Below are 23,194 nucleotides of genomic sequence, written 5' to 3'. Positions count from 1 at the left end.
CCTCACGCCGGAACCGACGGGTTGATGCTGCGCCCGGCCGGGCGCTGCGCCGCCTCACCGGCCTGGCCCTCGCCGTGCAGCTCGGCCAGACGGGTGATGAACTCGTCGACGAACACCCGCATGTCGGCGCTGACCTCGCGGTTGCGCGTGGTCAGGCGGTTGTAGCCGAACAGCGCGGGGATGGCGACGAACAGGCCCATGGCGGTGGCCAGCAACGCCGCGGCCATGCCCGGGGCGATGGCATTGATGTTGACGTCGCCGGCCATGGCGGTGCCGAGGAACACCACCATGATCCCCAGCACCGTGCCCAGCAGGCCGATGTAGGGGCCGCCGGCGATGGCGTTGGACAGGGTCGACAGCTTCGAGGACAGCGCCTGGTTCTCGCGGGTGCGCACGCCGTCCATGGAACAGCGGATGGCCTCGATGGTGGCCGCGGACACTGAGCTGGTGTCGGCGCCCTGGGCTCGGCGGGTGCGCAGCTCCTGCACGGCCACCAGGTACAGGCGCCACAGCGAGGAGTCGGTCAGTCGCGCATGCAGGTCCTGATCGTCGGCGAACTGCTCCAGGCGCGTGCCGACCGTGGCGAAGCGCTCGCGAAAGCGAGTGTTGGCGGCGGTGACGCGGTTGAGGGTGCGCTGCTTGCGCAGCATGATCACCCACGACTGCACCATCATCAGCACCAAGATGGCGATGATCACCCAGGCGTCCACCGGCACTGCCTTGAGCAGGAAGCCCAGACCGCCGAAACCGAAGCCCGACTGTTCCTCGTCGACACCGTAAACCACCAGGCGCGACTCGGCACCCTGGGCCAGCACATCGGCCTGCAGGCTGGCCTGGCTGCGGGCCACGCGGGAAAGACGCAGCTCGTCCAGGGCGCCGACAAAAGGCGCGAACTGGCTGGTCGCCTCGCCTTCGGCCGGCGGCAGGTCACCACCGATGCCGAGGGCACCGCTGAAGGCCGCCAGGCTGGCAGCCAGGCGGGCCACCGGCTGGCCTTCGAGCAGCAGGCTCAGGGTACCGCCCTCGCCCACCAGCGCCAGGTGTTGCCACTGACCGGCACTCACGGCCTGGCTGGCGCTGGCGCGCTGGCCGTCGACCTCGACGAAAGGCACGCCCTGGGCCAGGCCCAGCAGCAGGCTGTGGCCGCTCTCGCGACGGGCCAACAGCAGTTGCTCGCCCACTGTCTGGTCCTGGCGCAGCCAGGTGCTGAAAGTGAACGCCGCGCCCACCGGCAGTTGCAGCGAGGCGCTGGCCGGCAGTTGCAGGCCCTGGCCACCGAGCTGGATGGCCCGGCCGATCACGCCGTCGACGCTCACCGTCGGTCCTTGCAGCTGGTTGCCATAGGGGCTGGCGTCGCGGGCGCTGGCACCGTCGAAGTGGTAGAGCGCGGTGTAGTCGGCGTCGAAGCTGGCCTGGCCAACTGGCGCCTGGACTTTCGGATTGCCGTAGTACATCCACAGGTCCTGGCGCTGGCCCGCCTCTATGCGAGGCACGTCCACCCAGATCAGCGCCATGCCCATCAATGGATCGAACTGTTCGACATGGTGGTTGAGGACGGTCTTGTCATCGGCGCTGACAAAGCGGATATCGGCGCCGGTCTCGCTGACGCCGTCGAAGCTGAAGTTGCCGGTATGCAGGCGCACCAGCAGCGCGGTGCGGCCCAGCGCCTGGGTCAGGCCGGCGCCCTGGGGCGTGGTGTCCACGGCGATCTGCTTGCGGTACATCCAGTCGTCCTGCCACCAGGCACTGGCGCTGCCCGGCAGGGCGAAGCCCAGGCACAGCAGCAAGGTCAATATCAGGCGTTGCATGAGAGGTCTCCAGGTCGATGCCGGTCAGTGAGTTCAGAAAGTCGCCTGCACGCTGAAGTGCACACGGGAAGCGTTCTTGTCGGTGTTGGGGCCGTCCTTGAGCGGTACCGCCCAGTCGACGCTGCCGGACAGCCAGTCGTTGAGCGTGGCGCGGGTGCCGATGCCGACACTCGCCAAGCTGTAGCTGTCGTCCTGCTCGGGCAGCGCGTCCTGCAGGCGCAGTCGGGCGCCTTCGGCGAACAGGTAGAAGCGCCAGTCGCTGATGTAGCTGCCGACGTAGCGGCCGATGGACGGGGTGCGCAGCTCCTGGGAGAACAGCACGCCGTCGTCCCCGGTGCGCTCGGCGGCCAGGTAACCGCGCACCGAGGTGGCGCCGCCGGCGGCGAACTGTTCATTCGACACCAGTGGCCCCGAGGCCAGCTGGAAGGCCAGCTTCGAGGCGCTCTGCCAGGAGCCTGCGAAGTCGAAGGTGTAGCTGCCGTCGCCCTTGAGCGCGGCGAAGCTGGAGTCGGCGCGGTAGCGCTTGTAGTCGAACTCGGTGTCGTCGCTGCCATAGCCCAGCAGGCTGCGGGTGCCGGCCACCAGGCTCAGGCCCAGGCTCAGCTGGTCCTGTTCGGTGAAGCGGTAGCCGGTGTAGCCCAGGGAGATCGGGGCATACTTGAGCGGGACCTTGTCGCTGCTGCCGCCCAGGCCGACCTGCTCGTCGAAGTCCTTGAAGTCCACGCCGATCGACAGGGCGTTGGCCCAGGCGCCGACGCCCGGCAGGTTGTAGATCGCCGAAATGCCGTAGGAATGGCCCTTGCCCAGGACGTTGGTGCCACCCACCGTGGCGACGTTGCTGTCGGAGTGGTAGCCGGAGAACTGCACGGTCCAGCGCTCGTTCAGGGGCGCGGCGTAGGAGCCGGACCAGACCTCGGCGTTGTCGCGGTCCTGGGGCGCGGTGAACCAGGTCAGCGAGACGCTGTGGCCGGCCTGCCAGAGGTTGTTGTAGCCCAGGCTGACGACGCTGCGCAGCTTCTCGGTATCGGCGCTGTGGTCGTTGTTCAGGCCCAGGCTCAGGTTCCAGGGCTGCTTGTCCTCGACCTGCAGGTCGACGTCCATGGTGCCCGGGCGCTGGCCTTCGCGCACCAGCGGCATGACCTGCCGGCCTGGGGTGCGATTGAGCGTGGCCAGCTCGTCCTGCACCTGGGCGAAGTCGGGCACCTTGCCCTCCTCCAGCGCCGGAACCTGCTCGCGAATCTCCAGTGGCGAGTAATGCTTGGCGCCCACCACCCGCACCCGGCCGACCTTGGTTTCGCTCACCTGCAGGTAGACCACGCCGCCTTCGACCTTCTGCTCGGGCAGCTCGACGAACACCGACTGGTAGCCACGGGCCTGGTAGCTTTTCTGCAGGGCCTCGCGGGCGCCTTCGAGGTCGGCCAGGGTCTTGTCCGGCCCCAGGTAGGGATAGACCGCCTCTTCGATGGCCTGGGCGTCGAGCACGGTATTGCCGCGCACCACGTATTCATTGATCTCGACCCGGCGCTGCGCCTCGTCCGCGGCCACGTTGCCCGCCAACAGGCACGACAGCAGCCCTGCGCCCACGCCGCATCGCTTGAAGAAAAAATGCTCCACACCGCCCCCTTGAGCGCCAGGAATTCGTTGGGTTTCTAGTGGTTTGCGTCAGGCGTGGCCTGACCTTGGTGACGTGCCAGCCAGCTGTGCAGCAGGGCCAGGTTGAGGCTGAACTCGGGCATGGTCTGCAGGCTTGCGCCGAGCACCTCGTCGACCATGCGCTGCAACAGCGACACGGCCATGGCGCTGCCCAACAGCACGCCGAGGTCATGGCTGAACAGACTGAAGTTCCACATCCGCGATTTCAGTTCCAGGCCGGCGAACCAGCGGAACAGCAGGTTGTAGTTGAGCTGCTCGTAGAGCTGCTTCTCGCTGGGCACCGAATACAGCAGTTGCAGCAGCAGCACATGCATGAGCGTATGCGGGGCGATGATCATGCCGTGCTGCTCGGCCAGCAGCGCCAGCGCGTTCTGGTGCTCGTCCAGCAAGGCCTCGATGCGCGGCTTGAGCAGCGCCAGCGAGTGCCCGGGGGGCACGCAACTGGCCACCTCGCGCAGGGCGCCCTGCCAGTCTTCCTGGGAGACGATCCATACCCAGGGCGCGCCGTAGCGGTAGACCGAGACCGGCTGCTTGCGCGCAGCCTCGACGATCTTCGCCAGGCGCTGGTCGAGCTCCTGCATTCCCACTTTCGTGTAGCGTTCCATAGTCCCCATCGCCCCGCTCCCAGGCCATTCCTCAAGGCTCGATCGGCCTGATGGCCAGATGCCTTGTCGGTATCCATGGCTTTGACGGGGGTGGCGGTTTGCTACCGAAGTTTTGTCATGAAAGGTTCATCAAGGACGGCTTCGGGATGGTGGAGCAACCATTGGTCGGCAACGGGAAATCCAGCGTCGAATGTCCGCTCCCCCATTCGACCACTGGGTGAACCCCAAGCGTGGAGTCACGCCCATGAGCCATTCCACCCCCAAGCATGCCGTGGTCACGCGCAGCCAGTGGCTCGCCGCCCGCCGGCAACTCTGGTTGCACGAGAAAGCCTTCACCCATCAACGCGATGAACTTGCCGCCGCCCGCCGCGCCTTGCCCTGGGTGCGGGTGGAGCAGGACTATCGTTTCCAGGGCCCACACGGTGAGCTGGGCCTGGCCGAGCTGTTCGCCGGGCGCAGCCAGCTGCTGGTCTATCACTTCATGTTCGCCGAGGGCTGGAGCGAAGGCTGCCCGGGCTGCTCCTTCCTCGCCGATCACTTCGACGGCGCCAACCTGCACCTGGCCCACCATGACGTGTCGCTGGTTGCGGTGTCACGGGCGCCCTCTGCCGAGTTCCAGGCGTTCCGCCAGCGCATGGGCTGGCAGTTCCCGTGGTACTCCTCGCACGGCAGCGCCTTCAACCAGGACTTCGGGGTCAGTGTCGCCACCGATGGCAGCGCCGAGTACAACTACGAGGCCTATACCGGCGACGAGGCGGAGCTGCCCGGGCTGAGCGCGTTCTACCGGGATATCGACGGCAGCCTGTACCACACCTACTCCACCTATGCCCGGGGGCTGGACATCCTGGTCAATGCCTACAACTTCCTCGACCTGGCCCCCCTGGGGCGCAACGAAGAAGGGACGATGGATTGGGTGCGGCATCATGATCGCTATGAAGGGGCGCAGGACAAGCCACACTGCTGCGGGGACTGATCGTCTCGCTGGCGGTGTCAGATCGCCTGCACCGCCAGCAACCCGGTCAGCACCTCGGCCAGCGCCTTGACCATCGCGTCCGCCGTTGGCCGGTGCACGATCACGATCTCGTAGCTGTCCACCTCCGGCAGCCCCTGCCCGGTACCCAGCACCCGGTGCTCGCCCAGCGCCGCCCGGGGTGGCAGCAGGCTGATGCCCATGCCGTCGGCCACCGCCGCCTGGATCCCGCTGAGGCTGGAGCTGGTGAAGCTGATGCGCCAGCGCCGGCCCATGCCTTCGATCGCGCTGATCATGTCGTCACGGTACAGCCCGCGCGGCGGGAAGGTCACCAGCGGAATCGGGTCGAGTTCGAAGGACGGCGTGCGCGCGCTATCGATCCACTGCAGTCGTTCCGGCCAGCAGGCCACCCCTTCACGGCTGTTGCGCCGCTGCTTGAGCAATACCAGGTCGAGCTCGCCGTTGTCGTAGGCCTGGCTGAGGTCGCGGCACAAGCCGCTGGTGACCTCCAGCTTGACCTGCGGGTGGCGCCGGCTGAACGCGGACAACGCGTTGGTGGTGCGCCCGCCGACGAAGTCCTCCGGCACGCCGAGGCGCACGGTGACCCCGACCATGGCCCCGGCCAGGGCTTCGAGCATCTGGTCGTTGAGGGCCAGCATGTGCCGGGCGTAACCGAGCAAGGTCTGCCCGGCATCGGTGGGCAGCACGTCGCGGTTGCCACGTACCAGCAGGCGATGGCCGACCATGTCCTCGAGGCGGCGGACCTTCTGGCTGATGGTCGACTGGGTGGAATGCAGGCGTGCGGCGGCAGTGGTGAAGCTGCCGCAATCGGCCACCACGACGATGGCGCGCAACAGGTCGAGGTCGAACAGGGCCCTATTCGGTTTTACGCTGGAAGACATCTCGGTATTCGACTTCTGAATGGCAAGCCTGACTTCTACCATGGGCACCGGTGCCCGGCAACATGCGCAAATACACTGGGACCCAGGCGGATAATTCACTTCTGCTACAACCACAGGACACTAGCATGACCTTTCGCCACATCAGGAACCTTTGACCATGCGCCTGCCGTTCGCCGCCTTGCTGTTGAGCCTGAGCCTTGCCACCCATGCCGAGACCCCAGCCATGAACGCCCCCTTGCTCGATGCCGCCCGCCGGGGCGACGCGCCTGTCGTGCGCCAGTTGCTCGACCGCGGCGCCCAGCCAGATACCCGCAACGACCAGGGCCAGACCGCGCTGCTGGTGGCCACCCATGCCAACCAGCTGGATGTGGCCAAGGTGCTGGTCGAGGCCGGGGCCGACGTCAACGCCAAGGACAACATCAACGACAGCCCCTACCTGTATGCCGGCGCACGCGGGCTGAACGACATCCTGCGCCTGACCCTGGCCCATGGCGCCGACCTCAAGAGCACCAACCGCTACGGCGGCACCGCGCTGATCCCGGCCGCCGAGCGTGGCCATGTCGAGACCGTGCAACTGCTGATTGATGCCGGCGTCGATGTCGACCACCTCAACCGCCTGCACTGGACTGCACTGCTGGAGGCGGTGATCCTCGGCGATGGCGGCCCTCGGCATGTGGAGATCGTACGCCGGCTGCTGGCGGCCGGGGCAGATCCGCGGATCGCCGACAAGGATGGCGTGACCGCGCTGGAGCATGCCCGCCAGCGCGGATACCGGGAGATGGTGACGCTCTTGGAGCAGTAGAACCTGGCGCCGCTGCCGGCGATTGGACCGCAAAGCGGTCCCCCCCTGTTCTATTCCACGGCCTCGAACGGCAGCCCGACATAGTTCTCGGCAATATTGGCAAGGCCGGCCTGCGAGCCAAGATAATACTCACGGTCCGCCTCCTGCATCTTGCGGTCCCAATCATCCTGATGCTCGCCGAAGTCATGCAGCAGCCGGGTCATGAACCAGCTGAAACGCTCGCCCTTCCACACCCGTCGCAAGGCCAGGGGCGAGTATTCGGCGAGCAGGTCGGTGCGCCCTTCGCGGTATACCTTGAGCAGGATCCGGTACAGATAGTTGACGTCCGATGCCGCCAGGTTCAGGCCCTTGGCTCCGGTGGGCGGGACGATATGGGCGGCGTCGCCCACCAGGAACAACCGGCCATGCTGCATGGGCTCGAGCACATGACTGCGCAGCGGCGCGATGCTTTTCTCCAGCGCAGGCCCCGTGACCAGTTGCCCGGCCACCTCCGCCGGCAGGCGCGCCTTGAGCTCATCCCAGAAGCGCGCGTCTGGCCAGTCCTCCACCCGTTCCTGCAAGGGCACCTGCAGGTAATAGCGGCTGCGGGTCTGCGAGCGCTGGCTGCACAAGACGAAGCCACGCTCATGATGGGCGTAGATCAGCTCGTGGTTGACCGGCGGGGTGTCGGCCAGCAGCCCCAGCCAGCCGAATGGGTAGACCCGCTCGTACACCTTCAGCACCTCGGCCGGGATGCTCTGTCGGGCCACACCATGGAAGCCGTCGCAGCCGGCGATGTAGTCGCATTCGACGCGGTGCTCGCAGCCGTCCTTGTCGAAGGTGAGGTAAGGCCGCTCGCTGTCGATGGCATGAGGCCGAACATTCTCCGCCGAATAGATGATCGGCGCCGCGCTGGCCTGGCGCGCCTGCATCAGGTCACGGGTGACCTCGGTCTGGCCGTACACCATCACCGTCTTGCCACCGGTCAGCGCCTTGAGGTCCAGGCGTTGGCGACGACCATTGACCAGCAGTTCGACACCTTCGTGAACCAGCCCTTCGCGGTCCATGCGCTCGGCCACCCCGGCCTCGCGCAGCAGATCGACCGTGCCTTGCTCGAGCACCCCGGCGCGGATGCGCCCCAACACATAGTCCGGGGTCTGGCGTTCGACGATCAGCGTGTCGATACCCGCACGGTGCAGCAGCTGGCCCAGCAGCAGGCCGGAGGGGCCGGCGCCGATGATTGCAACCTGAGTCTTCATTGTTGTTGTCTCGCGATGACGATGCCGGCCGGTACTGGCAGTGGCCGCACATCTGCTGTTAGGATTTGCACTTGTATTTTTACTGACGAATATTGCGCAAAACGTGCTATTTCCGTGGCATAACCTGCACTTTTGCAAAATTCGTTCGATTAACGGACAACGCCTCATGCACCCCCCTCTTCCCGGCATCCCGCTGTTCCAGCTGTACGGCGAACACCACGCCTGGCCGGACACCGACCTGCTGCACTGCGAATCGATCCCCGCGCGCAGCCGCCTGCACCATTGGGAAATCAAGCCGCATCGGCATGCCGAACTGTTCCAGCTTCTTTATGTGCAGCGGGGCGAGGCCCAGGTGGAGATCGAGGGCGAGCGCCGGGTGATTCGCGAGGCGGCGATCCAGGTGGTGCCGCCGCTCACCGTGCATGGCTTTCGCTTCAGCGCCGATATCCAGGGGCACGTGCTGACCTTCGGCACTGCCCTGGTGGTGGATCTGGAACAGCGCCTCGGCGCTCCCTTGAGCGTGCTGACAGCCGCCCGCTGTTACCCGCTGGGCCAGGACCGTTTGCGCCTGCACGGGCTGATCGACACGCTGCAGCAGGAGTATCAGGGCAGCGCGCCGGCGCGAGGCCCCATGCTGCAGGCGCTGGTCACCGCGCTGATGGTCTGGATCAATCGCCAGCAGCAGGCGTTGCCCGCGCGTAACCAGGACGAGCGGGACCAGCAGCTGCTGGGGCGTTACCTGCGCCTGGTCGAGGCACATTACCGCGAGCATTTGGCGGTGGATATTTTCGCCAGCCGGCTGGGCATCACCAGCCTGCAGTTGAACCAGCTGTGCCGAGCGCTGGCCGGGCAATCCGCGTTGCAGGTGATCCACCAGCGCCTGTTGCTCGAGGCGAGGCGCAACCTGGCGTATACCCGCATGAGCATCGGCCAGTTGTCCGACAGCCTGGGGTTCAGCGATCCGACCTACTTTGCGCGGTTCTTCAAGCGGCTCGACGGCCGGGCGCCCAAGGACTACCGCAGGTCGGTCAGTACGTGAGCGAGGTTCTTTACCTGGCGCTGGCCCACGGCTTGCTTGACGTATACGTCAACCTGGCATTAGGTTACTCGCATTCCCTCCCCCGAGCCCAAGCATGAGCAGCCAGACCTACAGCATCTCCGACCTGTCCCGCGAGCTGGACATCACCACCCGCGCCATCCGCTTCTACGAGGAACAGGGCCTGCTCAGCCCTGAGCGCCGTGGCCTGGAGCGCATCTACTCGGCACGCGACAAGGTCACCCTCAAGCTGATCCTGCGGGGCAAACGCATCGGCTTCTCGCTGGCCGAGTGCCGGGAGCTGATCGAACTCTACGACCCCACCAGCGGCAACCAGAAGCAGCTCACCAGCATGCTGGCCAAGATCGCCGAACGCCGCGCCCAGCTCGAACAGCAGATGCTCGACATCCAGCAGATGCACCTGGAGTTGGACACCGCCCAGGAGCGCTGCGAGCAGGCCCTGGCTGCCACCCTGAACCCGTCGCACCCCCACCGTTGATCCGCCACAGGAAGCCCGCCATGTCATTGCCCAAGAATGTCCGCCTGGTCGAAGTCGGCCCCCGCGACGGCCTGCAGAACGAAGCCCAGCCCATCAGCGTCGCCGACAAGGTGCGGCTGGTGGACGACCTCACCGACGCCGGGCTCGGCTATATAGAAGTGGGCAGTTTCGTCTCGCCCAAGTGGGTGCCGCAGATGGCCGGCTCTGCCGAGGTGTTTGCCGGTATCCGCCAGCGCGAAGGGGTCACCTACGCGGCCCTGGCGCCCAACCTGCGCGGTTTCGAGGATGCCCTGGCCGCCGGGGTGAAGGAGGTGGCGGTGTTCGCGGCGGCCTCGGAAGCCTTCTCGCAGCGCAACATCAACTGCTCGATCAGTGACAGCCTCAAGCGCTTCGAGCCGATCATGGACGCCGCCCGCAGCCAGGGTGTGCGGGTGCGCGGCTATGTGTCCTGCGTGCTCGGCTGCCCCTACGAGGGGCGTATCAGCGCCGAGCAGGTCGCGCCGGTGGCCCGCGCCCTGCACGACATGGGCTGCTACGAGGTGTCGCTGGGCGACACCATCGGCACCGGCACCGCCGGTGACACCCGCCGTCTGTTCGAAGTGGTCGCGGCCCAGGTACCCCGCGAGCAGCTTGCCGGACACTTCCACGACACCTATGGCCAGGCCTTGGCCAACGTCTATGCTGGCCTGCTGGAGGGCATCAGCGTATTCGACAGCTCGGTGGCGGGCCTCGGCGGTTGCCCGTACGCCAAGGGTGCCACCGGTAACGTCGCCAGCGAAGACGTGGTGTACCTGATGCAGGGGCTGGGCATCGAGACCGGGATCGACCTGGACAAGCTAATCGCCGCCGGCCTGCGCATCAGCGAAGTGCTCGGGCGTGCTACCGGTTCGCGGGTGGCGCGGGCACGTGGCGTGCGCTGAGTCATACGGTTGTCACACAGGTGTGGGCGGAGTGTTACCGCCTACACGCTTTGCAGAAAAAAATCGGGTAACAGGGAAACAATTCGACAGAATTTCACGTGCCAGTTTTCTAACGAAAACGCTCAACCCATTGAATTTAAAGAATTTTAAAAAGTTGGCACGCCACCTGCTATATCTTTTGGCATAACAAGAACAAAAAACGCGATACCCAATAAAAACAACAGTAAACGGCTCTGACATAACAAGAACAACACGGCAGAGGCGTAGCAAGCAGATTTTTTTGGAGTCGACGTGCTTTCCAGGGGTTCCGCCCCCGCAGCCTGACACAGAACAATAAAACTACCTCCAAGGTAGCGGCAGTCAAGGTTGGATCACGTTGCATGAACGCAGGTCAGCGCTCAAAAAAATACGTTTGCTCTTGGCCCCGGTTGGGGGCCCCGCAATGCAGAGACAACCGCCGACAAAAACAATAACAGGCCCGTCTCCAATAATAAGAAAAGAGCAGGCAACAACGCTTATGAGGGGAGCTTCGGCTCCCCTCAGTGCTTCCTGCCTTCCTCGTCCTCCCCGCCCTTCTTCTCCCGCACCTCGCCCTCGACCTTGTCCACCAGCAGCGGCATGCTGGCCAGCACCAGCAGTGCCATCACAGTGCTGACCAACGCCGTGGCCTCGCGCCCCATGCCTGCGGCGGTGCCGATGGCCGCGGTCATCCACAGCCCCGCCGCGGTGGTCAGGCCCTTGACGTGGCTGGCATCCTGGCCGTTGCCCTTGAGAATCGTGCCCGCCCCGAGAAAGCCAATGCCGGCGACGATGCCTTGGATCACCCGGCTCAACGCCTGCTCGTCGGCGCCGGCCATGCTCGGTGCCAGCACGAACAACGCCGCCCCCATCGACACCAGCATGTGGGTGCGTACCCCGGCCGCCTTGCCCTTGCTCTCGCGCTCGAAGCCCAACACAGCCCCCAGCAGGGCCGCCATCAGCAGGCGGATCAGGATACGGGCGATTTCGCGCTCGTCGGTTACATCGGCGAACTCGCTGTGCAAGGCCTCGAGCATCGCATGCCAGAATGTGTCCATCGCTTGCCTCCGGTGTCCCCGATCCTTGTGGAAGATCGCCTGTCGCGCAGTTCGCGCCCCTGTGGGAGTGGGTTTATCGGACCGCCGCGAACACCGGCGCAGCCGGTGCCATCCACCTCTTTGGATTCTTCGCGGGTAAACCCGCTCCCACAGGGTGTGTTTCCCTGTGCGATCTCTACAGATGACCGCGGCACAAGCACCTCGTGCCTTGCACCCCGCCCAACGGCCCCAAGCACGCTGCGACCAAGGTGCGGTGGATAGCCGCAGGCATCTGCAACTAATGGCTCAAGGCTGCTAAACCCAAGGCCTGAGCTAATCAGCTAAACATCTGATATGGTTTTTATCTCAATATCTGGGCCTGTGCTGAAAACAGATCGAGGGCCATAGTGCCCTGGCCTGATCGAGGCCTGATGAGCGATGAACCATGAGCGATAGAATCCCCTTCCGAGTCATCGAGGTTGTCCCCGCCGCCAACAAGAGCAAAAGCCAGGTGGCCGGTGGCATCCATACCCGCAGCTTCACCGGCTTCTACCGCAACCTGCGGATCGCCTTCGCCGGACTGCTGTTCGTGCTGTTCTTCGGCACCGCCTGGTTGCAGTGGGGCGACCGCCAGGCCGTGCTGTGGGACCTGGCCGAAAGCAAGTTCCACATCTTCGGCGCGACCTTCTGGCCGCAGGATTTCATCCTGCTGTCGGCGTTGCTGATCATCTGCGCCTTCGGTCTGTTCGCCATCACCGTGTTCGCCGGTCGCGTCTGGTGCGGCTACAGCTGCCCGCAGAGCACCTGGACCTGGCTGTTCATGTGGTGCGAGAAGATCGCCGAAGGCGACCGCAACCAGCGTATCAAGCTGGCCGCCGCGCCCTGGGGCGTCGAGAAAGTCGCCCGGCGCAGCCTCAAGCATGGCCTGTGGCTGGCCATCGGCCTGCTCACCGGGCTGACCTTCGTCGGCTACTTCACCCCGATCCGCCCGCTGGCCGCCGAGCTGCTGAGCTTCGAGCTGGGTGGCGTGGCGCTGTTCTGGATCCTGTTCTTCACTGGTGCCACCTACCTTAACGCCGGCTGGCTGCGCGAGGCGGTGTGCATGCATATGTGCCCCTATGCGCGTTTCCAGAGCGTGATGTTCGACAAGGACACCCTGGCGGTGGCCTACGACCCCAGCCGCGGCGAGGCCCGCGGCCCGCGCAAGAAAGGCAGCGACCCACGCAGCCAGGGCCTGGGCGACTGCATCGACTGCACCCTGTGCGTGCAGGTCTGCCCCACCGGCATCGACATTCGCGAGGGTTTGCAGATGGCCTGCATCGGTTGCGCCGCCTGTATCGACGCCTGCGACGAGGTGATGGACAAGATGAACTACGCCCGTGGCCTGATCGGCTACAAGTCCGAGCATAACCTGCAAGGCGGCAAGACCCACTGGCTGCGCCCTCGCCTGCTGGGTTACGCCGCGGCGCTGACGGTGATGATCGGCGCCCTGGTGGTTGCCCTGCAGATGCGTCCGATGGTGTCGATGGATGTGATCAAGGACCGGGGCCTGTTCCGCGAGAACGCCCTGGGCCAGATCGAGAACATCTACCTGCTCAAGATCATCAACAAGACCCAGGAACCGCAGCACTACCGCCTGCGCCTGGTGGACGCCGAAGGCTTCGAGCTGCACGGGCGCACCGAGTTCACCCTCGACGCCGGCGAGATGAGCGAACTGCCGGTGTCGGTGGCGATGCTCGCCGACCGCCCGAGCAGCAGTTCCCAGGTGTTGACGTTCGAGATCCAGGACAGCGACCAGCCGGGGATCCGCAGCACCGCGAACAGCCGTTTCGTCGCACCGATGAATCGCTGATCCCCTACACTGACCACCACCTTGCCTGCCCAGACCATAATGAAACGCTACGAACGATTCGCCGACGACATTGCCGAACTGATCCGCTCCGGGGTACTTGGCCCCGGCCAGCGGGTGCCTTCGGTACGCTACGCCAGCCAGACCCACGGGGTCAGCCCGTCCACGGTGTTCCAGGCCTACTACCTGCTGGAGCGGCGCGGCCTGATTCGCGCCCGGCCGCGCTCGGGCTACTTCGTCAACGCCCATGCGCCACGCCCGTTCAGCGAGCCGCAGCCCCAGGCGCCGGCCAGCGAGTCCACCGATGTGGATGTCAGCGGCCTGGTGTTCTCGATCCTCGACTCGATCAAGGATCCGCACACCGTGCCATTCGGCTCGGCATTCCCCAGCCCGACCCTGTTCCCCCTGCAGCGCCTGTCACGCTCGCTGGCCAGCGCCAGCCGCGCCATGGACCCGCGCATGGTGGTCACCGACCTGTCGCCGGGCAACCCGCAGCTGCGCCGGCAGATCGCCCTGCGCTATATGGTCGCCGGGCTGATGTTGCCGATGGAGGAACTGCTGATCACCAACGGCGCCCTGGAGGCGCTGAATCTCTGCCTGCAGGCCGTCACCCAGCCCGGCGACCTGGTGGCCATCGAGGCTCCGGCCTTCTACGCCTGCCTGCAGGTGCTCGAGCGCCTCAAGCTCAAGGCGGTGGAAATTCCGGTACACCCGCGCGAGGGCATGGACCTTGGCGTGCTGGCCCAGACCCTGGAGAAACACCCGGTCAAGGCCGTATGGTGCATGACCAACTTCCAGAACCCGGTGGGCGCCAGCATGCCGGAGGCCAAGAAGCAGGAACTGGTCGAGCTGCTGCGTCGCCACCAGGTGCCGCTGATCGAGGACGACGTCTACGCCGAGCTGTACTACTCGCAGCAGGCGCCGAAGCCGGCCAAGGCGTTCGACACCGACGGGCTGGTGATGCACTGCGGTTCGTTCGCCAAGAGTCTGGCCCCCGGCTACCGGATTGGTTGGGTGGCGGCCGGACGCTTCGCGCAGAAGATCGAGCGCCTCAAGCTGATGACCTCGCTGTGCGCCTCGATGCCAGCCCAGGCGGCGATCGCCGACTACCTGCAGCACGGCGGCTATGATCGTCACCTGCGCAAGCTGCGCTATGCCCTGGAAGGCCAGCAGGCCAACATGCTGGCCGCCATCGCCCGCCACTTCCCGGCGCAGACCCGGGTCAGCCAACCTTCCGGTGGCTACTTCCTGTGGCTGGAGCTGCCCGAGCAGATGGACGCCCTGAAGCTGTTCCACATGGCCCTGGCCCAGGGCATCAGCATTGCGCCCGGACCGATCTTCTCGCCGACCCGGCGCTTCGGCAACTGCATCCGCCTGAACTACGGCAGCCCCTGGGGCGATGGCGCGGAACAGGCCATGGAGACCTTGGGGCGGATCGTGCGCTCGTTCTAGTCCGGCAATGGCGGTAGACAGGTGGAACGGCTATAGTTTCGCAGCACTTTGCCTGGATCCCGCCCATGCCAGACTACCCAGCATCAAACGAGCAGCTGCAGGCCCGTATCGGCGAGCTTGAGGCACAGCTCGCCAGGCATGATCTCGAACGAGCCTGTTTCGCGATGCTGAGTGCACACATGGCCGAAGGGTTTTGTGTGCTGGAACTGCTCGATGGCCCCCAGGGACCGCTGAGCGATTACCGCTATATCCTCAGCAACGACGCCTGCCTGCGCCACACCGGCCACGACAAGCAGATGGGGCAGACGGTGCGCGAACTCATCCCCGACGAGGCCGACGCCTGGGTGCCCCGTTTCGCCGAGGTACTGCGCACCGGGCAGTCGACCCATTTCGAGCAACGCCTGAAGATCAGCGACCGTCTGCTCACCATCTCGGCCCATCGCCTGGGCCGGGCCAGTGACAGGCGCGTGGCCGTACTGTTTACCGGGGTCCCTGCCAGCCAACAAGCGCGAGACCTTCTGTACGAGCAGGCGGAGAAGCGCATGGACAGGGCCGAAACCAACAGCAGATTGCTCGGCGAACTGGTGGACCACAGCCTGGCCAACGTGTTTGCCGCAGACTGTAGTCTGCGCCTGGTGGCGATCAACCGCACGGCCCGGGAAACCTTCGAGCGGCTGCATGGCATTTCACCCAAGGTTGGCGACCATGTCCGGGCGATCCTGGCCAGCCAACCGCAGATCATGGAAACGCTTCAACCGCTCTGGCCGCGGGTGATCGCCGGCGAGTCATTCATCGAAATGGTCAGCATCGGCCCGCACGATGCCCCGCGCCACTACGAAATGCGCTACAACCCGCTGCGCGATGCCGAAGGCCGGATATGTGGTGGTTATCTGTTCGCCTACGACATCACCAGTCGCGTGCTGGAGCAGGAGCGCCTGAGCCAGGCCGAGGAAGCCCTGCGCCAGTCACAGAAGATGGAAGCCATCGGCCAATTGACCGGTGGCATTGCCCATGACTTCAACAACCTGCTCGGCGGCATCCTCGGCGCACTGGAGCTGGCAGACAAGCGTATGACGCAGGGGCGTCAGCAGGACAGCAGGCACATGCTCGGCATTGCCCGGCAGAACACCTCGCGTGCCACTGCCCTGGTCCAGCGCCTGCTGGCCTTTGCCCGCCAGCAGGCGCTGGTGCCGCAGCCGGTGGATGTGCACCACCTGGTGGCCGACATGCACGACCTGATCCACAGCTCCCTCGACAGACATATCGAGTACGTCGATGCCACGCTCGCCGGCCAATGGCTAGTCCGCGTCGACCCATCCCAGCTGGAAGGCACCCTGCTCAACCTGTGCATCAACGCCCGGGACGCCATGGCCCAGGGTGGCACCTTGCGCATCAGCAGTGCCAATTGCCAGATGGATGCATCGCAAGCGGCAGCTCTTCAGCTCCCCGCAGGGCAGTATCTGCATATTCAGGTCGAGGATAGCGGCTGCGGCATGACCCAGGAAATCAGCGCGCGTGCCGCCGAACCCTTCTTCACCACCAAGCCCCTGGGGCAAGGTACCGGGTTGGGCCTGTCCATGGCCTACGGCTTCGTACGCCAGTCAGCCGGCCAACTGAGCATCGACAGCTCGCCAGGGCTCGGTACCTGTATCCACCTGTATCTGCCGCGAGTGCGGCCAGGCTCGGCGTCTGAGGCCGATGACACTGAGCAGATGATCAAACCCTCGAGCGCTGGACAGTCGCTCATTCTGCTGGTGGAGGATCAACCGACATTACGCCTGGTGATACGGGAAGTCCTGGAGGAACACGGTTTTCAGGTGCAGGACTTCGAGGACGGCCACAAGGCCCTGCGTGCTCTGGCCGAAGGTACTCGGCCAGGCCTGCTGGTGGTGGATATCGGGCTGCCGGGAGATATCGATGGCTACCAGGTCGCAAATGCCTGCTGGGCCATTGATGAGCATGTACCCACCCTCTTTATCACCGGTTACGATGGCGCCATCGACAACAGTCGGATTTCAGGCTCGCCGACAATCGCCCTGTTGCACAAACCCTTCGAACTCACACTCCTGACCGGCAGAGTCGAGGAGTTGCTGATCGCCGCGCGAAGCAGGCCCGCGCAAGGCCTTGAACGGGGTGACTGGACAAGCACACCAGCAGGCGATTAGCGTAGCTGACCCCTCCTCGACGGATGCCCGCATGCCCTCGCGCGAACTGCAGTCCCTGCGCCTGGAAGTTGAACGCCTACGCCAGCGCAACAGCTTGCTGGAGGCCGAACTGGCAAACCCACCCCGGCATGATCCGGACCTGTTTCGCTTTCTCTTCGACACGATGGACGAAGGCTTCTGCGTCATCGAATTCTTCGACGGCCCACACGGCCCGCTGAGCGACTACGTCCATATCCTCGCCAACGCCGCCTACGCCCGCCATGCCGGGATTCCCAACGTGGCCGGACAGAAACTGCGCGAAATGGTGCCAGAGGAGGCCGATGACTGGGTGGCCCGCTATGGCCAGGTACTGCGCACCGGTGAGCCCTTGCAGTTCGAACAGGAACTGGTCGCCACCGGGCGGGTGCTGTCGGTCACCACATTCCGTATCGAACCCGCCGAGAAACACCAGGTAGCGGTGTTGTTCAAGGATGTCACCGAGCGACGTCGCGCCGAAACTGCGCTGCAACAACTGAACGACCACCTCGAGCATCAGGTAACCGCCGTCCTGGCCGAACGCAGCCTGTTCGCCGAGCTGGTCGAGCACTGTATCGCCCGGGTGCATGTGGTGGACACCGCGTTGCGCCTCCTCGCGGTCAATGCCCGCGCAGTCAGGGATTTCGAGTACCTGTTCGGACGCACAATCAAGGCAGGCGACAGCCTGCTCGAACGCCTGGAGGGATTCCCCGAGGAATGCGCACGATCGGTGGCGCTATGGCACAGGGCATTGTCCGGCGAAAGCTATACCGAAGTGATCGAATACGGTCGCGGCAATGCCAGACGGCATTTCGAACTGCGCTTCACCCCCTTGCGTGACATCACCGGTGGGATTGTGGGTGCCTACCTGTTCGTCTACGACATCACCCGCCAGGTCAACAAGCAGCAGCGGCTGCTCGAGACCGAGGAAGCACTGCGCCAGGTACAGAAGATGGAAGCCGTGGGCCAGCTCACCGGCGGCATCGCCCATGACTTCAACAACCTGCTCGGTGGCATACTCGGCGCCCAGGAGTTGATACGTCAACGGCTGCAGAAGGCCCGCTACACCGACATCACGCCTTTGTTGAACAGCGCCTGCGAATCCGCCCAGCGGGCTGCCACGCTGGTGCAGCGCCTGCTGGCATTCTCCCGCCGCCAGACCCTGCAGCCCCAGACAACTCGCCTGAGCACGCTGGTAGCGGGCATGGAAGACCTGATCAGCCGCAGCGTCGGCCCGGCCATCGAGGTGCACAGCGATTTCGAACAGGAAAACGGCACGGTATTCATCGATCCACCGCAACTGGAAAGCGCCCTGCTCAACTTGTGCATCAATGCCCGAGACGCCATGCCTGGCGGCGGTCGCATCGACATCCGCTGCGTCACGCTGGAAGTGACACAGGATTCTGCCCAGTCACTGGATCTCCCTCCCGGCCTCTACCTGCGCCTGAGTGTCGGCGACACCGGCCGAGGAATGCCGGCAGAGGTGATCGATCGCGCGACCGAGCCCTTCTTCACCACCAAGCCCCAGGGGCAGAGCACCGGGCTGGGCCTGTCCATGGTCTATGGATTCGTTCGCCAGTCAGGCGGGCAACTGCAGATCAGCTCCCAGACAGGCGAAGGCACCTGCGTCCACCTCTACCTGCCCAGGCATGACGCCGTTGCCCAGCCTGCGCCTGCAAGGGGCATGTCATCGCCGTCTGCGCGCGGCCCCGGCAAGCGAATATTGCTGGTCGAGGACCAAGCTGCCTTGCGCCTGGTGATTACCGAAGTGCTCGAAGAGCTGGGGCACCAGATCGATGGCTATGCCACCGGACCCGCAGCACTCGAGGCAGAGCTGACGTTCGACCTGCTGATCACCGACATCGGCCTGCCCGGGGGCATGAATGGCCGCCAGGTCGCCCAGGCCATGCGCAAGCGCCTGCCTTCAATGCCGGTGCTGTTCATCACCGGCTACGATGCCAATGCCGTGCTCGAGGATGGACCGCTGCCAGCAGATAGCCGCGTGCTGACCAAGCCCTTCGATCTCGAAAGGCTGGCGGATCAGGTCGAGCTTTTGCTGCACGGGTGATGCTGATGACCTTAGCGCCCTCCGCTCAGGTCGATGAAGGTACCAGTTGCATAGGACGCCTTGTCCGACAGTAACCACAGGATCGCCTCGGCCACTTCCTCGGGCTGGCCACCACGCCCCATCGGCAGGCCCGGCTCGAGCTTGCTGACGCGATCCGGGTCGCCGCTCAGGGCATGGAAGCCGGTGTGGATGTAGCCCGGCCGTACTCCGTTGACCCTCACGCCCTCGCCCGCCACCTCCCTGGCCAGACCCACGGTGAAGGTGTCCAGGGCTCCCTTGGAAGCGGCATAGTCGACGTACTCGTTGGGCGAGCCCAACCGGGCGGCCATCGACGACACGTTGACGATCGCCCCACCCTGCCCGCCATGGCGGCGGGCCATGCGCAGCATGGCGTGCTTGGCACAGAGGATCGGACCGACCACGTTGGTCTTCATCACCTTGAGCAGGCGGAACTCTGACATGTCCTCGACGCGACTCTGCTGACCGATGGTGCCGGCGTTGTTGACCAGCGCGGCAACCGGTCCGAGCTCCTGGTCGACACATTGGAACAGCCGCACCACCTCGTCCTCGACGCTGACGTCGGCGCGCACGGCGATCGCCTCGGCGCCCAGCGCACGCACCTGCGCCAGCATCGCCTCGGCGGCCTGGTCGTCTGCGTGGTAGTTGATGCAGATGCGGTAACCCTGTTGCGCCGCCAGCAACGCAGTGGCGGCGCCAATGCCCCGGCTAGCGCCGGTAATGACGATGACCTTGTCCATGAGTCTGCCAAGTAGTCAGGAAAAGACCTACGAGATTAGGGGAAATGCCATCATTTGAAAACCTGGGATCTCGCGGACAGGGTCATCGGTTCAGTGTCCCGCCGAAGCCGGACCGGCCTTGGCGGTGAACGGTGGCTTGGCCAGCCACACCAGCAGGATCAAGCCGGCAAACACCCAGGTGAGCAAGGTGAAGTAGTCCACCGTCGACATCATGTAGGCCTGGCTGTTGAGGATCTGCTCCAGCTTCGCGTAATTCTGCGCACTTGCCCCGCCCAACTGCTCCAGGGTCTGCCGGGTGGCCGGATCGAAGCTGCTGATGTGTTCGCTCAGGTAGGCGTGGTGCTGGTCGGCCCGGCGGATCCAGATCCAGGTAGTCAGCGACGCGGCGAAGCTACCACCCAGCGTTCGCAAGAAAGTGGCCAGCCCCGAACCGTCGGCAATCTGGTGCGGCGGCAGGTCTGACAGCAGGATGCTCAGGGTCGGCATGAAGAACAGCGCCACGCCGATGCCCATGAACAGCTGCACCAGGGCGATATGCAGGAAGTCCACCTCGTTGGTGAAGCCGGCGCGCATGTAGCAGCTAGTGCCGATCGCCAGGAAAGCGATGCCGGCGAGCACGCGCAGGTCGAAGCGGTGGGCGTACTTGCCGACAAAGGGCGACATGAGCACCGGCAGCAGGCCGATCGGTGCCACCGCAAGGCCGGCCCAGGTCGCGGTGTAGCCCATCTGGGTCTGCAGCCATTGCGGCAGGATCAGGTTGATGCCGAAGAACCCTGCGTACCCGCCCACCAGCACCAGGGTGCCGATGCGAAAGTTTCGGTGCACGAACAAACGCAGGTTGACCACTGGATGGCGGTCGGTCAGTTCCCAGATGACGAACACCGCCAGGAACACCACCGAAATCAGCGTACCGATGACGATGAACGACGACTCGAACCAGTCCAGGTCGTTGCCCTTGTCCAGCACCACCTGCAACGCGCCGACACCGACAATCAGAGTCAGCAGGCCGATGTAGTCCATTGGCTGGCGACTGGTGACCACCGGCCGCGTGCGCATCTGCTGGCGCACCACGGCGGCGGCGAACAGGCCGATCGGCACGTTGATGAAGAAGATCCATGGCCAGCTGTAGCTGTCGGTGATCCAGCCGCCGAGGATCGGCCCGGCGATCGGCGCCACCACCGTGACCATCGCCAGCAACGCCAGGGCCATCCCCCGTTTCGCCGGCGGGTACACCGCGATCAGCAGGGTCTGGGTCATCGGGTACAGCGGGCCGGCCACCACGCCCTGGAGCACGCGGAAAAACACCAGCTCAGGCATCGACTGGGCGATACCGCACAGGAACGAGGCCAGCACGAACAGCAGCGTGGCCCAGATGAACAGCTTCACCTCGCCGAAGCGCCGGCTCAGCCAGCCGGTCAAGGGCAAGGCGATGGCGTTGCTCACCGCGAACGAGGTGATCACCCAGGTGCCCTGCTCCGAGCTCACCCCGAGGTTGCCGGAAATGGTCGGCAACGCCACGTTGGCGATGGTGGTGTCGAGCACCTGCATGAAGGTCGCCAGCGACAAGCCGATGGTGGTCAGCAGCAGGCTTGGCGGGGTGAACTGCGCGGGGGCCGCCTGGCTCATCGCTGGGCCGTCTTGCCGGTGGCGCTGTTCTCGTGGATCAGCCGGGCGATCAGGTTGTCGGCCTCGACCAGCTGGCGGTCATACACTTGGGTGGTGTAGCTGGCCTGTTGCGGCGGCTGCTGGGCCAGGGCCGGGCCGCTCTGGTCGTGCAGGTCGACCTCGGTGACGGTGGACAGGCCGATGCGCAGCGGATGTGCCTTCAACTGCTCGGGGTCGAGGTGGATACGCACCGGTACGCGCTGGACGATCTTGATCCAGTTGCCGGTGGCGTTCTGCGCCGGCAACAGGGCGAAGGCGCTGCCGGTGCCCGCACCGAGGCTGTCGACTGTACCGGTGTACCTGACTTCACTGCCATAAAGGTCGGCGGTGATCTCCACCGGCTGGCCGATGCGCATGTCGCGCAACTGGGTTTCCTTGAAGTTGGCGTCGATCCACACCTCGTCCAGCGGGATCACCGCCATGGTTGTGGTGCCCGGTTGCAGGCGCTGGCCCAGTTGCACGGTGCGTTTGGCGACATAGCCGGTCACCGGCGCCACCAGCGTGGTTCGGGCATGGTCGAGGTAGGCCTGGCGCAGGTCTGCTGCGGCGGCCATCACTTCCGGATGCGAGGACACCACGGTGTCGTCGACCAGCGCGGTGCTGGTGTTGAGCTGTTGACGGGCGCTGTTGACGGCGGCCTGGGCCACGGTCAGGTCATCGCGGGAGTGGGCGACTTCCTCGGCGGCGATAGCGCCGCTGTCGGCCAGCACCTTGCGCCGGTTGTAGTCCTGCTGGGCCTTCTGCAACTCGGCCTGGCGGGTCTGCAGTTGCGCCTTGAGCGAGTCGACGTTGCTGTACAGCCCGCGTACCTGGCGCACGGTGCGTGCCAGCTTGGCCTCGGCGGACTGCAGGGCGACCTCACTGTCGGCCGGGTCGAATTGCAGCAGTACCTGGCCGGCATGAACCAGGTCGCCATCATCGGCGCCGATGCTGGTGACGGTGCCGGTCACCAGCGGGGTGATCTCCACGACGTTGCCGTTGACGTAGGCGTCGTCGGTGCTTTCGTGCCAGCGCCCGACCAGGCTGTACCAGGCCCAGGTGCCAGCACCGGCGAGGACCAGTATCAGCAACAGGGCAAGCAGCCAGACCTTGCGCTTGCGCGTGTTGTCAGGCGCGGGGGTCGGAGTGGAGGTGTCAGCGGGAGTGGCCATGACAATACCTTGGAAGATGCGTGGCAGGGATCAACGATCGCCGAAGCGGCGGATCGTCAGGGGGTCGCCGGCGTTGAGCAGGACCTTGGCGAGCAGTTGCTCGAGGGTCTTGAGTTCCTCGGGCTGCAGCACGCCGACCAGTTCGTTCATTGCCGCCGCGCCAACCAGGGGCAGGCGGTCGGCCAGGCGCTGGCCATCGGCTGTGAGGGCCAGACGGACCTGGCGGCGGTCGTCGGGGCAGCGGTTGCGCAGGATCAGGCCCTTCTGCTCGAGGCGGTCGAGCATGCGGGTCATAGAGCCGCTGTCCAGGCCCAGGTAGCGGCACAGTTCGGCCGGGGTGTCGACCTGGTACTGGGTGACGATGATCAGCACCTTGAACTGGGCGGCGGTGACGCCGTCGGCTTCGAGGTGCCAGTCGAGGATGCGGTCCTTGAGCAGCGCGGCGCGGCCTAGCAGCATGCCGATGGCGCAGGTCTGGAAGTTTTCCGGGGTGAAGTGGGGCATCGGGGTCTGCTCGAGGAATTGTGTGAAAATATTACTGCTTAGGCAGTGAATGTCAAAGCTTTGATTAGGGGGCTAAAGG

The 23,194-nt window shown here is 65.1% G+C and carries 19 protein-coding genes; 9 read left to right on the top strand and 10 right to left on the bottom strand.

Going from position 1 to position 23,194, the window contains the following annotated elements; all coding sequences use genetic code 11:
- Positions 1-2: 2 nt before the first annotated feature.
- The 3 genes from DMX06_RS24755 to DMX06_RS24745 are packed head-to-tail and all read right to left on the bottom strand — an operon-like array spanning position 3 to position 4,066.
- On the bottom strand, positions 3-1,808 hold the full coding sequence (locus DMX06_RS24755; RefSeq protein ID WP_110739789.1) for a DUF2341 domain-containing protein: 1,806 nt from the start codon (positions 1,806-1,808) through the stop codon (positions 3-5).
- Between the two features lie 33 nt (positions 1,809-1,841).
- Positions 1,842-3,422: a ShlB/FhaC/HecB family hemolysin secretion/activation protein gene (locus DMX06_RS24750; protein WP_110739788.1), complete on the bottom strand. Its 1,581-nt coding sequence runs from the start codon at positions 3,420-3,422 to the stop codon at positions 1,842-1,844.
- 35 nt (positions 3,423-3,457) lie between these two features.
- A complete protein-coding gene (locus tag DMX06_RS24745) occupies positions 3,458-4,066 on the bottom strand; it encodes a transposase (protein ID WP_258378915.1) in 609 nt (202 codons plus the stop codon).
- Positions 4,067-4,310: 244 nt separating this feature from the next.
- On the opposite strand from DMX06_RS24745, the gene DMX06_RS24740 reads away from it, so the two are divergent.
- Positions 4,311-5,039 (top strand): DUF899 domain-containing protein, encoded by a 729-nt coding sequence (locus DMX06_RS24740; protein WP_110739786.1) that lies wholly within the window; start codon positions 4,311-4,313, stop codon positions 5,037-5,039.
- Positions 5,040-5,056: 17 nt separating this feature from the next.
- Here the strand turns inward: DMX06_RS24740 and DMX06_RS24735 are convergent, their stop codons facing one another.
- The gene (locus DMX06_RS24735; protein ID WP_110739785.1) at positions 5,057-5,938 is read right to left on the bottom strand and encodes a LysR substrate-binding domain-containing protein; all 882 of its coding nucleotides are present in this window, start codon (positions 5,936-5,938) and stop codon (positions 5,057-5,059) included.
- A 157-nt stretch (positions 5,939-6,095) separates the two neighbouring features.
- Here DMX06_RS24735 and DMX06_RS24730 point away from each other — a divergent pair, with 157 nt between their 5' ends.
- Positions 6,096-6,740 (top strand): ankyrin repeat domain-containing protein, encoded by a 645-nt coding sequence (locus DMX06_RS24730; RefSeq protein ID WP_110739784.1) that lies wholly within the window; start codon positions 6,096-6,098, stop codon positions 6,738-6,740.
- Positions 6,741-6,790: 50 nt separating this feature from the next.
- On the opposite strand, the gene pobA is transcribed toward DMX06_RS24730, so the two are convergent.
- Entirely contained in the window at positions 6,791-7,978 is a 1,188-nt protein-coding gene (gene pobA, locus DMX06_RS24725) for a 4-hydroxybenzoate 3-monooxygenase (protein WP_110739783.1), read from the bottom strand.
- Positions 7,979-8,144: 166 nt separating this feature from the next.
- Between pobA and DMX06_RS24720 the strand changes: the two genes are divergently transcribed.
- From DMX06_RS24720 to DMX06_RS24710, 3 genes are all read left to right on the top strand, one after another.
- Entirely contained in the window at positions 8,145-9,017 is an 873-nt protein-coding gene (locus DMX06_RS24720) for a helix-turn-helix domain-containing protein (protein WP_110739782.1), read from the top strand.
- Between the two features lie 94 nt (positions 9,018-9,111).
- Complete coding sequence (locus DMX06_RS24715) at positions 9,112-9,513, top strand: MerR family transcriptional regulator (RefSeq protein ID WP_028692177.1); 402 nt, start codon at positions 9,112-9,114, stop codon at positions 9,511-9,513.
- A 20-nt stretch (positions 9,514-9,533) separates the two neighbouring features.
- Positions 9,534-10,433: a hydroxymethylglutaryl-CoA lyase gene (locus tag DMX06_RS24710; protein ID WP_110739781.1), complete on the top strand. Its 900-nt coding sequence runs from the start codon at positions 9,534-9,536 to the stop codon at positions 10,431-10,433.
- A 539-nt stretch (positions 10,434-10,972) separates the two neighbouring features.
- Here the strand turns inward: DMX06_RS24710 and DMX06_RS24705 are convergent.
- Positions 10,973-11,509: an MgtC/SapB family protein gene (locus tag DMX06_RS24705; RefSeq protein WP_258378914.1), complete on the bottom strand. Its 537-nt coding sequence runs from the start codon at positions 11,507-11,509 to the stop codon at positions 10,973-10,975.
- Positions 11,510-11,933: 424 nt separating this feature from the next.
- Here DMX06_RS24705 and ccoG point away from each other — a divergent pair, with 424 nt between their 5' ends.
- The 4 genes from ccoG to DMX06_RS24680 all read left to right on the top strand — a co-directional run bounded on the left by ccoG (position 11,934) and on the right by DMX06_RS24680 (position 19,037).
- Positions 11,934-13,340, top strand: coding sequence for a cytochrome c oxidase accessory protein CcoG (ccoG, locus tag DMX06_RS24695; RefSeq protein WP_110739778.1), 1,407 nt, complete (start codon positions 11,934-11,936; stop codon positions 13,338-13,340).
- A 39-nt stretch (positions 13,341-13,379) separates the two neighbouring features.
- Positions 13,380-14,789, top strand: coding sequence for a GntR family transcriptional regulator MpaR (gene mapR / locus DMX06_RS24690; protein ID WP_110739777.1), 1,410 nt, complete (start codon positions 13,380-13,382; stop codon positions 14,787-14,789).
- A 65-nt stretch (positions 14,790-14,854) separates the two neighbouring features.
- Positions 14,855-16,954, top strand: a complete 2,100-nt coding sequence (locus DMX06_RS24685) for a PAS domain-containing sensor histidine kinase (RefSeq protein ID WP_110739776.1) — start codon at positions 14,855-14,857, stop codon at positions 16,952-16,954.
- A 31-nt stretch (positions 16,955-16,985) separates the two neighbouring features.
- Complete coding sequence (locus DMX06_RS24680; RefSeq protein ID WP_110739775.1) at positions 16,986-19,037, top strand: ATP-binding protein; 2,052 nt, start codon at positions 16,986-16,988, stop codon at positions 19,035-19,037.
- Positions 19,038-19,048: 11 nt separating this feature from the next.
- Here DMX06_RS24680 and DMX06_RS24675 read toward each other — a convergent pair whose 3' ends face one another.
- The 4 genes from DMX06_RS24675 to DMX06_RS24660 all read right to left on the bottom strand — a co-directional run bounded on the left by DMX06_RS24675 (position 19,049) and on the right by DMX06_RS24660 (position 23,115).
- Complete coding sequence (locus DMX06_RS24675; RefSeq protein ID WP_110739774.1) at positions 19,049-19,795, bottom strand: SDR family oxidoreductase; 747 nt, start codon at positions 19,793-19,795, stop codon at positions 19,049-19,051.
- Between the two features lie 90 nt (positions 19,796-19,885).
- Positions 19,886-21,421 carry a DHA2 family efflux MFS transporter permease subunit gene (locus DMX06_RS24670; RefSeq protein ID WP_110739773.1) on the bottom strand — a complete coding sequence of 512 codons (1,536 nt, stop codon included), beginning with the start codon at positions 21,419-21,421 and terminating at the stop codon, positions 19,886-19,888.
- On the bottom strand, positions 21,418-22,611 hold the full coding sequence (locus tag DMX06_RS24665; protein WP_110739772.1) for an HlyD family secretion protein: 1,194 nt from the start codon (positions 22,609-22,611) through the stop codon (positions 21,418-21,420). The genes DMX06_RS24670 and DMX06_RS24665 overlap by 4 nt, the downstream gene beginning before the upstream one ends.
- Positions 22,612-22,641: 30 nt before the next feature.
- Positions 22,642-23,115, bottom strand: a complete 474-nt coding sequence (locus DMX06_RS24660) for a MarR family winged helix-turn-helix transcriptional regulator (protein WP_110739771.1) — start codon at positions 23,113-23,115, stop codon at positions 22,642-22,644.
- Positions 23,116-23,194: the final 79 nt, after the last annotated feature.

This window comes from Pseudomonas mosselii (assembly GCF_003205295.1).
GTDB lineage: Bacteria > Pseudomonadota > Gammaproteobacteria > Pseudomonadales > Pseudomonadaceae > Aquipseudomonas > Aquipseudomonas mosselii_B.
The sequence above is the reverse complement of the archived record's forward strand: the minus strand, read 5'-3'. Positions and strand labels throughout refer to the sequence as shown.

Excerpts from the sequence above, each read along its gene's own strand:
- DMX06_RS24660 (WP_110739771.1), bottom strand. The coding sequence starts at position 23,115 with ATGCCCCACTTCACCCCGGAAAACTTCCAGACCTGCGCCATCGGCATG.
- DMX06_RS24710 (WP_110739781.1), top strand. The coding sequence starts at position 9,534 with ATGTCATTGCCCAAGAATGTCCGCCTGGTCGAAGTCGGCCCCCGCGAC.
- DMX06_RS24685 (WP_110739776.1), top strand. The coding sequence starts at position 14,855 with ATGCCAGACTACCCAGCATCAAACGAGCAGCTGCAGGCCCGTATCGGC.
- DMX06_RS24735 (WP_110739785.1), bottom strand. The coding sequence starts at position 5,938 with ATGTCTTCCAGCGTAAAACCGAATAGGGCCCTGTTCGACCTCGACCTG.
- DMX06_RS24745 (WP_258378915.1), bottom strand. The coding sequence starts at position 4,066 with ATGGAACGCTACACGAAAGTGGGAATGCAGGAGCTCGACCAGCGCCTG.
- DMX06_RS24670 (WP_110739773.1), bottom strand. The coding sequence starts at position 21,421 with ATGAGCCAGGCGGCCCCCGCGCAGTTCACCCCGCCAAGCCTGCTGCTG.
- DMX06_RS24705 (WP_258378914.1), bottom strand. The coding sequence starts at position 11,509 with ATGGACACATTCTGGCATGCGATGCTCGAGGCCTTGCACAGCGAGTTC.
- DMX06_RS24720 (WP_110739782.1), top strand. The coding sequence starts at position 8,145 with ATGCACCCCCCTCTTCCCGGCATCCCGCTGTTCCAGCTGTACGGCGAA.
- mapR (WP_110739777.1), top strand. The coding sequence starts at position 13,380 with ATGAAACGCTACGAACGATTCGCCGACGACATTGCCGAACTGATCCGC.
- DMX06_RS24680 (WP_110739775.1), top strand. The coding sequence starts at position 16,986 with ATGCCCTCGCGCGAACTGCAGTCCCTGCGCCTGGAAGTTGAACGCCTA.
- DMX06_RS24740 (WP_110739786.1), top strand. The coding sequence starts at position 4,311 with ATGAGCCATTCCACCCCCAAGCATGCCGTGGTCACGCGCAGCCAGTGG.
- ccoG (WP_110739778.1), top strand. The coding sequence starts at position 11,934 with ATGAGCGATAGAATCCCCTTCCGAGTCATCGAGGTTGTCCCCGCCGCC.
- DMX06_RS24665 (WP_110739772.1), bottom strand. The coding sequence starts at position 22,611 with ATGGCCACTCCCGCTGACACCTCCACTCCGACCCCCGCGCCTGACAAC.
- pobA (WP_110739783.1), bottom strand. The coding sequence starts at position 7,978 with ATGAAGACTCAGGTTGCAATCATCGGCGCCGGCCCCTCCGGCCTGCTG.
- DMX06_RS24730 (WP_110739784.1), top strand. The coding sequence starts at position 6,096 with ATGCGCCTGCCGTTCGCCGCCTTGCTGTTGAGCCTGAGCCTTGCCACC.
- DMX06_RS24715 (WP_028692177.1), top strand. The coding sequence starts at position 9,112 with ATGAGCAGCCAGACCTACAGCATCTCCGACCTGTCCCGCGAGCTGGAC.
- DMX06_RS24675 (WP_110739774.1), bottom strand. The coding sequence starts at position 19,795 with ATGGACAAGGTCATCGTCATTACCGGCGCTAGCCGGGGCATTGGCGCC.
- DMX06_RS24755 (WP_110739789.1), bottom strand. The coding sequence starts at position 1,808 with ATGCAACGCCTGATATTGACCTTGCTGCTGTGCCTGGGCTTCGCCCTG.